Here is a 13,685-nt window from a genome sequence, read left to right on the forward strand (position 1 = left end):
ATATGATGGCGGCTTACTTCCAGCCAACCTCGTTGAAGATCTTCTGGGCCTCGGGGATGTTCTTGGCGACTTCAGACAGGTTCACGTCGTCGGCCTTGAATTCACCCAGAGCGGCCACGTTCTCGGCCAGCTCAACACCTTGGACGGCCGGGAATTCATCGTTGCCGTTCGAGAAGTAGACCTGTGCCTGATCGCTGGCGAGGTATTCGAGGAACTTGACCGCATTGTCCTTGTTCGGGGCATGGGCCGCGACGCCCGCACCCGACAGGTTCATATGTGCGCCTTCGGCATCCTGCGCGGGGAATTGAATACCGATCATGTCGACGCTGTCCGACAGGCCCTTGACGTCTTTGCGCAGAGCACGTGCAAAGTAGTACGAGTTCGACACGGCGATTTCGCATTCACCGGACACGATTCCACGCAGCTGATCGGTGTCGCCGCCCTGAGGTTCACGCGCCATGTTGGCCACGACTCCCTCGGCCCAATCTTTGGCCTTTTCGGCGCCATGATGGGTGATGATCGAGGCCAGCAGGGTCTGGTTGTAGGTGTTGCTGGACGACCGGATGCAAACCAGCCGTTTGTATTCAGGGTCGGCCAGATCCAGGTAGGTGGCCGGAGGGTTGGTCACGTCATTCTTGTCATAGAAGATGATGCGCGCGCGCTGCGAGAAGCCGAACCACTGGTTGTCTTCGTCCTGCAGGTTGGCGGGGATGCGCTCTTCCAGAACTTCGCTGTCGACCGCCTGCAGCAGGCCCGCGTTCTTGGCCCGCGCCAAGCGCGAGGTGTCAACGGTCAGCAGGATGTCGGCGGGCGAGTTCGCGCCTTCGGCTTCCATCCGCGCGATCAGCTCGTCGGCCTTGCCTTCGATGCGGTTGATCTTGATGCCAGTGGCTTCTTCGAAATCGGTGTAGAGACGCTCGTCGGTGTCGTAGTGGCGCGAGGAGTACAGGTTCAGCTCGCCTTCGGCAGCGGCCGATCCGGCGATCAGGGCCGACAGGGCGGCGGCGATAAAGCTCGTGGTTTTCATCTGTGGATGTCCCGGTTGTCGAATCTCATGAGCGGGGTATTTCCCGACTGATTTGCTCAATTAAACGATTCCAGGCGGGATGCAAGAAAATCCGACAAAATTACTTGGTCTAATTTGCCGCAGTTTGTTTGGGTGCGCCGGCCAGGGTTGGCTAGCGCGGGCGTTGAATTGTCTCGACCGACAAAATGGTCGGCAGATGCCTGGCGATCTCGGTCCAGGTTTCGCCTTCGTCGGCGCTTGCAAACACCGAGCCGCTGTTGGTTCCGAAATAAACACCCGCAGGGTTGCAACAATCTCCTGCCATCGCCTGGCGCAGAACCGTGAAAAAGCAGCTGGTCTGCGGCAGCCCTTCGCGACAAGCGGTCCAGCTTTGGCCACCATCTGTGGATTTCCAGACCGCCGCCGCTGCATTCGGCGGATACCGTCCGATGCTGTCTCCATTCAGGGGAATGGTCCAGATCGTATTGGGATCGTGGGGATGGACGTGGATTGGGAATCCAAAGGTCGACGGCAACCCGCCCGAAATATCGTCCCAGCTGCGCCCGCCATCGGACGAACGCCAGACACCATGATGGTTCTGTTGATACAGCAGCTCTTTGGTGTCGGGCGCCCGGACCATGTTGTGCACGCAATGACCGATTTGACCGTCCCGCGGCGCTGCCGGATGGTCGTGCTGCCCGCAACTCTCGGCGTTCGACAGCCGGTTGCGCCGCTCCCACGTAGTGCCGCCGTCTTCCGAGGCGAATACTCCGGCCGCCGATATGCCCACCCAAAGCTTTTCCGCATCGTCTGGATCGGAAACGATCGTGTGCAGCACCAAGCCTGCGGCCCCCGGTGACCATTCTTCGGCCGAGGGGTGATCGGTCAGGCCATTGACCGTTTCCCAGGTCTGCCCAGCATCCGAACTGACCAACAGCCGCGCCGGTTTTGTTCCCGCGTACAATGCGCCGCCTGAACAATGCAGCGACCAGATCTGCGAGAACTCGTCGCCGAACGGTGCTGCTTCACCGGTCCAACCGATCAACTCGGCAAAGTCGGGATCGTTTGCGGCCCACTCGTCCTGCTGCCCCTGTGTGAGCTTGGTGACCTCCCAGCTCTGGCCCCCATCCTCGGAGCGCCAGACGCCGGCTCCGTGCCAGTCGCCGCCGCCGCCGGCCCAGAGTGTCCCGGTTTCGTCATCTCCGACGACGTGGTTGATGGGCCAGCCGCCGCAATGCGGACCCGTAACGCGCCAAGATGCGCGATCCGAGTCTCCGATGATCACGAAGGCACCCTTGGTGGTGCCCACCAGTATGTCGATGCAAGAGTGTTTCATTCGTTTCGCGCTCCCGGCTGTTTTGGACAGCCTAACACGAACGGTCCGTCTCAGCGCGCGGCACAAAAAAACCGCGCCCGGAGGCGCGGTTCTTTGAAACAGCGATTTGCCGCTCTCAGCCCTGACGAGCTTTGAACTTGCGCTGCGTCTTGTTGATCACATAGACGCGGCCTTTGCGACGCACAACCCGGCAGTCGCGGTGCCGGTTCTTGAGCGAGCGGAGCGAGTTCTTGACCTTCATGGTCTCTCTCCAATTCTGCGGCGCCTTCATCAAGGACGTGGCCAGCGCCTGGGTTAGCGGGTGCCCCGGGTCAGACCCGAAACAGTGAAAAGATGGTGGGCGGTACAAGGATCGAACTTGTGACCCCTTCGATGTCAACGAAGTGCTCTACCGCTGAGCTAACCGCCCACTTTCCCTTTGCGTATCCTGCCCCATAACGAAACGGGGCGCGGATCTCCGCGCCGGTGGAGGGGTCTATAAAAGGAGTCGCGAAGGGGTTCAAGGGGTTTGGTCCAACAATTTTCCGGTCTATGTTATCGGCAAAGAAGGAGAGGCCATGCACAGCGCCGCATACGCTTTGGAAATGCCCGCAGAACGCACGTCGTGCGTTGTTTTTTCTTCGCCACATAGCGGCCGGAACTATTTGCCGGGCTTTCTGGATCGTTCGGTTCTGAACCGCAATGTGATTCGCTCTTCCGAAGATGCCTTTGTCGATCAACTGTTCGCTTCCGCCTCGATCCATGGCGCACCGTTGATTGCGGCGCAGATGCCGCGCGCGTTCCTTGACCTCAACCGCAGCGCCGAGGAACTGGATCCTGCGTTGATTCTCGGCGCGCGCCGTCAGGGACACAACCCGCGCGTGGTATCGGGGTTGGGCGTGATCCCCCGTGTCGTGTCCAACGGTCGCGCAATCTACAGCGGCAAACTTACGATGGACGAAGCGCGCCTGCGCATCGACACCTATTGGCGTCCCTATCACGCCCGCTTGAAGTCTCTTTTGGCCGAATCGATCGACATGTTCGGACAGGCCATCCTGATCGACTGCCACTCGATGCCGCACGAGGCCGTTGCCATGGCAGGGAACCCCAAGGGGCGCCGTCCCGAGATCGTGCTGGGGGATCGGTTTGGTGCCTCGGCATCGGGCGTCATTGTTGATCAGATCGAAGCGGCCTTTTCGTCCGCCGGTCTGACAGTGGCCCGGAACACGCCCTTTGCAGGGGCTTACGTGACCCAGACCTACGGTCGTCCCGCCCGTCATCAGCATGCGATTCAGATCGAGATCGACCGGGCGCTCTATATGAATGAGAACACGATCGAGCCCAACGCCAATTTCCTGGCGTTCAGGGATATTCTGGAAGAAGTCATCGCGGAGATCGCCCGAATTGGTTCTCAGCCGGCACGGCTGGCCGCCGAATAGGAAGAGTCACCGCAGCGCTCGGCCCTTCACGATTGCATCAGTTCCATATTTTCGGCGGATCTCGTCGGTCGCACGCTCTGCTTTCGAGCGTTGCGTGGCCCCGGGGTCCAGCAGGTCGCCGGATATGTCGGCCTTATCTTCGGCGCACAGATCTGACAATCCGCAGCCCAGCAGACGATAGGGGCCCTGATCGCCGACCTGATCGAACAGCCCGCGGGCGGTGCGGTAGATGCGGTCGGCCATCTGTGTCGCATCCCGCAACGAGACCCGGCGGGTCAGCAGTTTGTGGTTGGCCTTCTTGAGCTTCAGCGTCACGACCCGCCCGGCCAGCCGCTTGGCCTTCGCACGGTCGGCCACCTTTTCGGCCATGCGCCAAAGGTGACCGTCCAGAATGTCGGGGTTGGCGGTGTCTTCGAAAAACGTTGTTTCATTGCTGATCGACTTCATCGGCTCGTGGGCCGAAACGCGCCGCTTGTCCTGCCCTCTGGCCAGGTGCCACAGCCGATAGCCCATCGAGCCGAAGCGCGCCGTGAGGGCCTCTTGATCCCATCGCAGCAAGTCCGAGAACGTGCGTATGCCGGCCCGCTCCAGTGACTCCTGCGCAGCCGGTCCGATGCCCCAGATCAACCGCACCGGCTTGCCGTTCAGAAACTCGGCGGTTTCCGCCTTGCCGATCACGGAAAACCCGCGCGGTTTGTCCAGGTCGGACGCCACCTTGGCCAGAAACTTGTTGTGCGAAAGCCCGATCGAGCCAGTCAGGCCCAGTTCGTCTTTCATGCGTTTGACCAGCCGTGCCAGCATCACCGCGGGCGGCGCACCATGCAGCCGCTGGGTGCCTGACAGGTCCATGAATGCCTCGTCCAGTGACAGGGGTTCGATATCCGGTGTCAGTTCGTCCATCATCCCGCGGATCTGTCGTGAGACCTCGACATAGACGGACATGCGCGGTTTGATCACCACTGCATCGGGGCATAGTTTCAGCGCCTGAAACATTGGCATGGCCGAGCGCACGCCGCGAATACGCGCCACATAGCAGGCCGTTGACACCACGCCACGCCGTCCCCCGCCAATGATCACGGGCTTGTCCGCAAGTTCGGGGTTGTCGCGCTTTTCGACCGAGGCATAGAACGCGTCGCAATCCATATGGGCGATGGTCAGGTCGAACAGCTCTGGATGTCGCAGTACCCGCGGGCTGCCGCAGGAGGGGCAGCGCCGTTCGTCGTGAAGACTGGCAAGGCAATCGCGACAGAGAGCGGGCATCATTTCCTTTCCACGGGCACCGCGAATGAGCGGTCTGGCCGAGGTGCCAAAAGTACAACACCGCACGCTGCAGCGCAAAGCGATTGAACGAAAAGGAGGGGCCGACAAGAAGACCCCCCGCAGTTTCGCGGGGGGAGGTAACGGGCCTCAGGAAGACGCGGCCCGTTGGGGAGTGTCTCTTGATCAGAATCGCCCAAAAATGTCGATTTCGATAGGCTTACGAAGCAGGTCCCAAAACTCGTGTTTTTCATGTGTGTTTTGGGGCACAGAGGCAATTTGGCGCGGCCACGGCTAAAAGTGACGCAAGGTCAACCGCTTGCGCGCCAAATCTTGCTTCCGGAACGGGGATTTGCCGCGACTTGTCCTCGAAAGGTCACACCGAACGCAACTCGGCCAGAACGGCGTCGGCTGCAGCTTTGGGGTCGGCGGCCTGATAAATCGGCCGCCCGACCACGATGTGATCGGCCCCGTCACTGATTGCGGCGGCGGGTGTCGCCACGCGTTTCTGATCGCCAAGGTCCGACCCGGACGGCCGCACGCCGGGGGTGACGATAAGCCGGCCGTTGGCCTGGGGCTGGGCGCGGATCAGGGCCGCCTCTTGCGGGCTGGCGATCACGCCGTCGGCGCCGGCCTCGAATGCGCGGGTCGCGCGTTCCAGAACCATGTCCTGCATGTCGCCGGACTTCATCAAACCTGCATCCAGATCGTCACGGTTCAGCGAGGTCAGGATGGTCACCGCGAGGATCTTCAGATCCTTGCCTGCTGCGCCTTCCTTGGCAGCACGCACCACATGTGGGTCTCCGTGCACGGTGAGGAAATCCAGATCGAACTGCGCCAGCCCCCGCACGGCGTTTTCCACCGTGTTGCCGATGTCGAACAGCTTCATGTCCAGAAAGATGCGCTTGCCGTGCTCCTGCTTCAACTCGTTTGCCAAGGCCAACCCGCCACCGGTCAGCATGCCCAGCCCGATCTTGTAGAACGATACCGCGTCGCCCAGCGTCTCGGCCATTTTCAGCCCCTCCAGCGCGTTGGGCACGTCGAGGGCGACGATCAGGCGGTCATCTGCGGTTTGGGGCAGGGCTTTGGGCATTGTTTCGACCTTTCAGGCTTGACGGGATCGGCGCTTCTGTAGAGCGTGTGGCGCAATCAGACAAGAAAAGACGCAGGGAACTACAGGATGATACGGTTGGGTGTGGTGGCTTCGGCAGCTGTTTTGGCCGGGGGGGGCGCTGTCTGGGCCGGTGAAACGGATTGCGGCGAGGCCCGACTGGTCTGGGCGGACGTCAAGGACAGCGGGTCGGCGGCAGCCATCCAAAGCTTTGCAGAGGTCTACGCGGAGTGCCCGATCTACTCGCAGCTTGCACGCGAGCAACTGGCCGAATTCAATGGAGGCGCACCTGAACCGGAGGAGGTCAGCGCCCCCAAAGAAGAGACGCGACGCCTGCTTGTCACCGACCTGCGAACCCGGCCGGAACCGGACCGCGACGATCCGCCATACGAGCCCGACTATTCGGACGGAGAATATGAGTGCCTGATGGCCGCTGCCGCTCCGGGCCAGTCGCCCTATTTCGACGGGGTGGAATGGGCGGATGTGGACGCCGAGAACGCGATGGCGATCTGTGCCGATCTACTGCTGAAAGACCAGAATGTCGACGCCGAGGTCGTCGCCGCGTTCGGCCGGGCGCTGATGAAAGGCGGCAAGCTGGAAATGGCGCTCGAGTTTTCGGAGCTGGCGGCAATGGAAGGCAGCGGGCTGGCGATGAACACGCTCGCTTCGCTCTATAACGAGGGTGAGATCGTTCCCGAAAACGATGAAACGGCGTTCGGGTGGTACATGGCGGCCGCCGATGCCGGCCTGTCCATGGGGATGCACAACGTGGCATACGGCTATGAGCACGGGGATGGTGTCGCGCCCGATATCGACAGGGCGCTCGAGTATTATGAACGGGCCGCGTATTATGGGTATGGTCCCTCAATGGTCCGCCTGGGCATCTTTCATCGCGACGGCACGCATGTCGCACAGGATATGGACCGCGCGGTCGACTATCTGGAGCGGGCCGCTGATCACGGGAACGTCGATGCCGCGGTGCATTTGGGCTTGATCTACGAAACCGGCCAGAACGGATATCCCAAGGATATCGAAAAGGCGGTGGAGTATTATTTCCAGGCCGCCGAAGAGGATGACGTCGTGGCGCTGCATAATCTGGGGTCGCTGACCTATCACGGGCGGGACGGCGTGCCCCACGACACGCAGGCGGCTTTTGTCCTCTGGGGCAGGGCGGCCGAGCTTGGCCATATGGCCTCGCAGCGCAAGTTTGGCCGGCTGCTGCACGAGGCGGGCGAGATCGAAGGCGCGTTGAAGTATTACCGTCTTGCGGCCGAGCAGGGCGACGACGTTGCAAAAAAGCTGATCCGGGAAATCGAAGGCGATTGACCCCCACGGCTGGGCGGGGAGACCCTCGTTTCCCCGCTGTGGTCTAACTGTGCTATGGTGCCGCCATTCAGAAACAAAAATTGCACCAAAGGGACAGACCATGAAGCACCTAATTCCGCTGGCCGCCGTGGCCGCGCTCGCCGCTTGTGACGACACCCCTCCACAGCCCGAGACGGGCGCTGCGCCGCCGCCCACCAATGACGATTTGTACCTGGTCGGCGGCTATCGTTCCGAAGATGACTGGTGCCAGTTGACCGGCGAAACCGCCTTTACCGTCAATTTCCTTGACCACACTGCCGACCTTGTCTCGTGTCCCACCGGCAGCGCCGCCGCGCAGTCGCTGGTCGAGATGCAGAATGCTCAGCAGGTGGCCGAAACCGGCGGCTATACAGTCTATACGATTCCCCGCGGCTGAGCGTTTTTCACCCGCTACCCTCTTGAAGCAGCGGGGACATTTCCCAAATTGATCCATGAGGCCCGGACCACTGCGTGCTGCCAAGCAGGCGCAAATCTAACGGGCGCTTGGAAAAGGAGAATGCCATGGACTTGAACAAGTTCACCGAGCGTGCACGAGGTTTCGTGCAGGCGGCGCAAACCATTGCGCTGCGCGAGGGACACCAGAGATTGGCTCCCGAACATATGCTGAAAGCACTGATGGATGATGACCAGGGGCTGGCCAGCAACCTGATCAAACGTGCGGGCGGCGCGCCCGAGCGCGTGGTCGAGGCGCTGGATGTTGCCCTGGCCAAGATCCCGAAGGTCAGCGGCGACGCGGGCCAGGTCTATCTGGACGGTCAGACCGCCAAGGTCCTGGACGAGGCTGAGAAGATCGCCAAAAAGGCCGGCGACAGCTTCGTGCCGGTCGAGCGCGTGCTGATGGCGCTGTGCATTGTCAAATCCAAGGCCAAAGAGGCCCTGGAAGCCGGTGCCGTGTCCGCCCAGAAGCTGAACGAGGCGATCAACGATATCCGCAAAGGCCGCACCGCCGACAGCGCCAATGCCGAAGAAGGCTATGACGCGCTGAAGAAATATGCCCGCGACCTGACCGAGGCCGCCCGCGAAGGCAAGATCGACCCGATCATCGGCCGCGACGAGGAAATCCGCCGCGCCATGCAGGTGCTGTCGCGCCGGACCAAGAACAACCCGGTTCTGATCGGTGAGCCCGGTGTGGGTAAGACCGCCATCGCCGAAGGTCTGGCTCTGCGCATCGTGAACGGCGACGTGCCGGAATCGCTGAAGGACAAGAAGCTGCTGGCCCTGGACATGGGTGCCCTGATCGCCGGTGCGAAATACCGCGGTGAGTTCGAGGAACGCCTGAAAGCCGTTCTGAACGAAGTCACCGCGGCCGCCGGCGAGATCGTTCTGTTCATCGACGAGATGCACACGCTGGTCGGGGCCGGCAAGTCCGACGGTGCGATGGATGCGGCCAACCTGATCAAGCCCGCGCTGGCGCGGGGCGAGCTGCACTGCATCGGCGCCACCACGCTGGACGAGTACCGCAAATACGTCGAGAAGGACGCGGCCCTTGCCCGCCGGTTCCAGCCCGTCTTCGTGCAGGAACCCACGGTCGAGGACACGATCAGTATCCTGCGCGGCATCAAGGAAAAATACGAGCTGCACCACGGTGTGCGCATCTCGGATTCGGCGCTGGTGTCGGCCGCGACCCTGTCGCACCGCTACATCACCGACCGCTTCCTTCCCGACAAGGCGATCGACCTCGTGGACGAGGCCGCCTCGCGTCTGCGCATGGAAGTGGACAGCAAGCCCGAAGAGCTGGACCAGCTGGATCGCCAGATCCTGCAGCTCCAGATCGAGGAAGAAGCGCTGAAGCTTGAAGATGACGCGGCTTCGAAAGACCGGCTTGAGGCTTTGCAGAGGGAACTGGCCGAGCTCAAGGAGAAATCCGCCGAGATGACCGCCCAGTGGCAGGCCGAGCGTGACAAGCTGGCCAGCGCCCGCGAGCTGAAGGAACAGCTGGACAAGGCGCGCGCCGAGCTGGAGATCGCCAAGCGCGAGGGCAACCTGGCCAAGGCCGGTGAGCTGTCCTATGGCGTGATCCCCGAGCTGGAGCGCAAGCTGGCCGAGGCCGAAAGCCAGGAAAGCAACGCGGTCATGGCCAAGGAAACGGTGCGTCCCGAACAGATCGCAGCCGTGGTCGAGCGCTGGACGGGTATCCCGACCTCGAAGATGCTGGAAGGCGAGCGCGAAAAGCTGCTGCGCATGGAAGAAGCGCTGCATGCCCGCGTGGTCGGCCAGGACGAGGCCGTGCGCGCCGTGGCCAACGCCGTTCGCCGGGCCCGGGCCGGTCTGAACGACGAGAACCGCCCACTGGGCTCGTTCCTGTTCCTTGGCCCGACCGGTGTGGGTAAGACCGAGCTGACCAAGGCCGTCGCCGAATACCTGTTCGACGACGAACACGCGATGGTGCGGATCGATATGTCCGAATTCATGGAGAAACACGCCGTCGCCCGCCTGATCGGTGCTCCGCCGGGTTATGTCGGCTATGAGGAAGGCGGCGTTCTGACCGAAGCCGTTCGTCGCCGGCCGTACCAGGCGGTGCTGTTCGACGAGGTCGAGAAGGCGCATCCGGACGTGTTCAACGTGCTGTTGCAGGTGCTGGATGACGGTGTCCTGACCGATGGCCAGGGCCGCACGGTCGACTTCAAGCAAACGCTGATCGTGCTGACCTCGAACCTTGGCTCGCAGGCGCTGAGCCAGTTGCCCGAAGGGGCCGACACGGCGCAGGCCAAGCGCGACGTGATGGACGCGGTCCGGGCACATTTCCGGCCCGAGTTCCTGAACCGTCTGGATGAGCCCATCATCTTCGACCGGCTTCAGCGGTCGGACATGGATGCAATCGTCGATATCCAGCTGTCCCGCCTGCGGAAGCGGCTTGCCGGGCGCAAGATCGATCTTGTGCTGGACGATGCCGCCAAGGAGTGGCTGGCCAACGAAGGCTACGATCCGGTCTTCGGGGCCCGTCCGCTAAAGCGCGTGATCCAGCGTGCCCTGCAGAACCCGCTGGCCGAGGCTTTGCTGGCCGGCGACATCCGGGATGGCGACACCGTGCCGGTAACTGCCGGACCCGATGGTCTGATCATCGGCGACCGGTTGGGCACCAGCGACCGCCCACGCCCGGACGAGGCCGTGGTCCACTAAGCTGCGGCTTGGCTGCAACAGGAAAGGCCCGCCAGAGATGGCGGGCCTTTTTCATGTGCACCATCAGTCGTGGTTCTGACGGCTTTTGCGCAATGCGCGCAAGTCGTTGGCACTCAGGCGCGGACCAGAATCGGGCGATGGTGGTGGTGCCAGTGGGGCCATGCGCTGGGCCGGATCCACCATATGGCGGCTGGGACGCCCGCCCTGCAGCTTCAGATAGGCCAACACCGCGCCCGCGGATTGCAGGCTCAGCCCCCAAAGCCCGACCAGGATAAAGCTGAGCAACAGGGCCACGGCAGGCCAGATCGGGTTTTCGATGGCGCCGCCTCGGAACAGGCCTTCGATTTCGGTGACGGACGTTGCCAACGCCGGTAGCCCGGCCACAAAGGCCACGGCCAGAAAGGCAAGGACGTAAAGCACCATCATCGACACATAGCTGATGGCCACCAATGCAAAGAGCGGCCAGAAGGAGGCACCCAGATTGCGGAAGGGTGTATAGGGTCGGTCGTCAGGATCGCTGCCCAAGGCTGCCGCGGCCAGGGGAACCAGCAGACTGGCCCGCGCAGCCGAGGCTACCGTGAATACCGCAACAGTGACGACGAGGCCCGCCACAGAAACCGACGCGCCGGCCGAGGTCAGCCAGTCGAGGGCCGGTGTTTCGGGGGTCTTGGTCAGATCAACCAGATTCGGCGCGACCTGGACAAAGGCCAACCCGACCACTGGTGCAAGGATCAGGCCGATCGCCAGGGACTCCGCCGCGCCATAGGCAATGGCGGGCACGATCAGCTTGCGATAGCCCACACCGGGTCGGATCAGCTTTGACTGGAACCCGAACCGGGCGCCGACCATGATCGGGATCACGCCGGATGAGGCGCTGATCAGGAAGGTTGCGATGAACAGTGTTCCGGGCAGGATCAACCCGATGACGAACCCGATCACACCACCCAACGCACCGTACAGAAAAAGGCCAATGAGCAGGATCGGGAACGTCACCGCAAAGCGCCACAGGATCGAAAGGGACAAAGGAATGGTTTTGGTCAGTAACACGGGGCGGCCTTCACACAGTCTCTGGTTGTTTCGGCGATACCTTATCGGGTGTGCAGCTTCCATCCCGTTGGTGCCGTTCCAAACAGGTGTTCGTCTGTGCGCGACGGGAATGCAACGCAGGCTTCGTTACAGTCCCGTCTCTCAATCGTGACGCAAGTTGCGTTGGTCCGGTGCTAAAACGGGGCTAATTCAAGGCTGATTTTTGTAAATGAACGGAGAACGGAATGGCGCACCGCTGGATCAACACCCTGACACATGCCGATACGACCCCGCGGACGGCGTTCCTGAACCGCCGACAGATTATTGCGGGGCTTGCGGGATCGGGACTGGCGATGATCGCGGGCCGGGCTGGTGCTGAAGATGCGCTGGAGCAGAACACTTGGGAAGAGATCACCTCCTACAACAACTACTATGAGTTCGGGACCCGCAAGGACGACCCTGCGAAATACGCCCATACCCTCAAGACCGAACCATGGAGCGTCACGATCGACGGGTTGGTTGACCGCCCGGGAGAGTACGATTTCCAGGACATCATGTCCGAAATGACGATCGAAGAACGCATCTACCGGTTTCGCTGTGTCGAGGCCTGGTCGATGGTCGTGCCGTGGAACGGGTTCGAGCTGGCCGACCTGCTGAATATGGCCGGCGTGCAGGAGGGGGCGAAATACGTGGCGTTCGAAACCGCGCTGCGCCGCGACGAGATGCCGGGCGTTGCATATCCGGTTCTGGACTGGCCGTATCGGGAAGGTCTACGGCTGGATGAAGCCATGCATCCGTTGACGATCATGGCGACAGGCATCTATGGCCGTCCGATCCCCAACCAGAACGGCGCCCCGCTGCGCTTGGTGGTTCCGTGGAAATATGGCTTCAAGTCGATCAAATCGATCGTACGCATCACTCTGACCGAGGAAGAGCCGCCAACCAGCTGGAACATGGCCAACCCGCGTGAATACGGGTTCTACAGCAACGTGAACCCGACCGTGGATCATCCGCGGTGGTCGCAGGCCTCGGAGCGCCGCATCGGCGGCGGGTTGTTTGCCAAGCGACAACCGACACTGCTGTTCAACGGTTACGAAGAAGAGGTCGCAGGGCTTTATGACGGCATGGATCTCAGGGAATACTACTGAGGCCATGCACAAGCTGAACCAGATACTGCGCCGCGTTCCTGTCTGGGCCGTCTACATTGCCGGATTGGTTCCGGTGCCCTGGTTGTTCTACCAAGGCATGACCGGAGGCCTCGGGGTCGAACCGATCGAGGCTTTGGAACATGAATATGGAGAACTGGCGCTTCAGTTGTTGATCCTGGGTTTGGCGGTCACGCCGCTGAGGCGGCTTACCGGCTTGAACCTTATGAAGTTCAGGCGGGCCTTCGGCATTTTAACCCTGTCCTATGTGGCGTGCCACCTTTTGGTTTGGCTGGTTCTGGACGTGCAAGACCCAAGTCAAATCTGGGCAGACATCATAAAGCGACCCTACATCACAGTTGGCATGGCGGCATTCGTTCTGATGCTGCCGCTTGGGATCACGTCGAACAATGCCTCGGTCCGGTGGCTGGGGGCGGCTTGGCGGCGCCTGCACAAGCTGGTCTACCCGGCAGCCATTCTTGCAGGGCTGCACTACGTCATGCTGGCGAAGGGCTTTCAGATCGAACCCATGATCTACCTGTTTGTGATTCTTGCCCTGTTGCTGCTGCGCCTGCCCAAGCCGGCTCTCAATACGGCGTCCCGGCGCGCCGATTCCGCGTGACTCGGGTGCTGGGCTGTGGGTAACCATGTGGGCAAGTCAGGCAGTGAGTGGTTTCTCACTGCGAGGCCTCAGCGAAAACTGAGCTCTGGGGAGATGTGGCGGCTTCAATATGCTGAAAATAAACAAATATTTTCGTTTTCGCGATTTTTTCCCAATTCCTGTCATTTTCTGCTTGCGGTGATTTGTAGTTATCCTTAGAACGCCCTTCACCGGCGCTGCTGAGGCGGTGTTGGGTGGTCTTGGAGAAGGCCTGACGGACTGGAAAGACGGTTGAGACGC

13 protein-coding genes and 1 tRNA gene are annotated in these 13,685 nt (G+C 61.5%); 6 read left to right on the forward strand and 8 right to left on the reverse strand.

What is annotated here, in order from left to right; all coding sequences use genetic code 11:
- Nucleotides 1-13: 13 nt before the first annotated feature.
- The 4 genes from AC2FNL_RS07645 to AC2FNL_RS07660 form a co-directional block, all read right to left on the reverse strand.
- Nucleotides 14-1,027: a Fe(3+) ABC transporter substrate-binding protein gene (locus AC2FNL_RS07645; protein WP_496833017.1), complete on the reverse strand. Its 1,014-nt coding sequence runs from the start codon at nt 1,025-1,027 to the stop codon at nt 14-16.
- Nucleotides 1,028-1,178: 151 nt separating this feature from the next.
- The gene (locus tag AC2FNL_RS07650; protein ID WP_496833018.1) at nt 1,179-2,342 is read right to left on the reverse strand and encodes a WD40/YVTN/BNR-like repeat-containing protein; all 1,164 of its coding nucleotides are present in this window, start codon (nt 2,340-2,342) and stop codon (nt 1,179-1,181) included.
- A 115-nt stretch (nt 2,343-2,457) separates the two neighbouring features.
- Nucleotides 2,458-2,583 (reverse strand): type B 50S ribosomal protein L36, encoded by a 126-nt coding sequence (gene ykgO / locus AC2FNL_RS07655; protein WP_005648635.1) that lies wholly within the window; start codon nt 2,581-2,583, stop codon nt 2,458-2,460.
- A 93-nt stretch (nt 2,584-2,676) separates the two neighbouring features.
- Nucleotides 2,677-2,751, reverse strand: a tRNA-Val gene (locus AC2FNL_RS07660).
- Between the two features lie 148 nt (nt 2,752-2,899).
- Here AC2FNL_RS07660 and AC2FNL_RS07665 point away from each other — a divergent pair.
- Entirely contained in the window at nt 2,900-3,760 is an 861-nt protein-coding gene (locus tag AC2FNL_RS07665) for an N-formylglutamate amidohydrolase (RefSeq protein WP_260063509.1), read from the forward strand.
- A gap of 6 nt (nt 3,761-3,766) precedes the next feature.
- Here AC2FNL_RS07665 and AC2FNL_RS07670 read toward each other — a convergent pair whose 3' ends face one another.
- Nucleotides 3,767-5,020, reverse strand: a complete 1,254-nt coding sequence (locus AC2FNL_RS07670) for a DNA polymerase IV (RefSeq protein ID WP_496833019.1) — start codon at nt 5,018-5,020, stop codon at nt 3,767-3,769.
- Nucleotides 5,021-5,393: 373 nt separating this feature from the next.
- Nucleotides 5,394-6,110, reverse strand: a complete 717-nt coding sequence (pyrF, locus tag AC2FNL_RS07675; protein WP_496833020.1) for an orotidine-5'-phosphate decarboxylase — start codon at nt 6,108-6,110, stop codon at nt 5,394-5,396.
- 87 nt (nt 6,111-6,197) lie between these two features.
- Between pyrF and AC2FNL_RS07680 the strand changes: the two genes are divergently transcribed.
- The 3 genes from AC2FNL_RS07680 (at nt 6,198) to clpB (ending at nt 10,613) form a co-directional block, all read left to right on the forward strand.
- Entirely contained in the window at nt 6,198-7,454 is a 1,257-nt protein-coding gene (locus tag AC2FNL_RS07680) for a tetratricopeptide repeat protein (RefSeq protein ID WP_496833021.1), read from the forward strand.
- A 100-nt stretch (nt 7,455-7,554) separates the two neighbouring features.
- Nucleotides 7,555-7,869 carry a hypothetical protein gene (locus tag AC2FNL_RS07685; protein WP_496833022.1) on the forward strand — a complete coding sequence of 105 codons (315 nt, stop codon included), beginning with the start codon at nt 7,555-7,557 and terminating at the stop codon, nt 7,867-7,869.
- 125 nt (nt 7,870-7,994) lie between these two features.
- Nucleotides 7,995-10,613, forward strand: coding sequence for an ATP-dependent chaperone ClpB (gene clpB, locus AC2FNL_RS07690; protein ID WP_496833023.1), 2,619 nt, complete (start codon nt 7,995-7,997; stop codon nt 10,611-10,613).
- Nucleotides 10,614-10,676: 63 nt separating this feature from the next.
- On the opposite strand, the gene AC2FNL_RS07695 is transcribed toward clpB, so the two are convergent.
- Nucleotides 10,677-11,660, reverse strand: a complete 984-nt coding sequence (locus AC2FNL_RS07695) for a hypothetical protein (RefSeq protein WP_141138535.1) — start codon at nt 11,658-11,660, stop codon at nt 10,677-10,679.
- A gap of 224 nt (nt 11,661-11,884) precedes the next feature.
- Between AC2FNL_RS07695 and msrP the strand changes: the two genes are divergently transcribed.
- Both msrP and msrQ read left to right on the forward strand, forming a co-directional pair.
- Complete coding sequence (gene msrP, locus AC2FNL_RS07700) at nt 11,885-12,787, forward strand: protein-methionine-sulfoxide reductase catalytic subunit MsrP (RefSeq protein WP_496833024.1); 903 nt, start codon at nt 11,885-11,887, stop codon at nt 12,785-12,787.
- A gap of 4 nt (nt 12,788-12,791) precedes the next feature.
- A complete protein-coding gene (msrQ, locus tag AC2FNL_RS07705) occupies nt 12,792-13,406 on the forward strand; it encodes a protein-methionine-sulfoxide reductase heme-binding subunit MsrQ (RefSeq protein WP_093965484.1) in 615 nt (204 codons plus the stop codon).
- A gap of 55 nt (nt 13,407-13,461) precedes the next feature.
- Here the strand turns inward: msrQ and AC2FNL_RS07710 are convergent.
- The coding region (locus AC2FNL_RS07710; RefSeq protein WP_496833025.1) for a hypothetical protein at nt 13,462-13,685 on the reverse strand (224 nt) is incomplete at its 5' end.

This window comes from Ruegeria sp. CRTD044 (assembly GCF_059613485.1).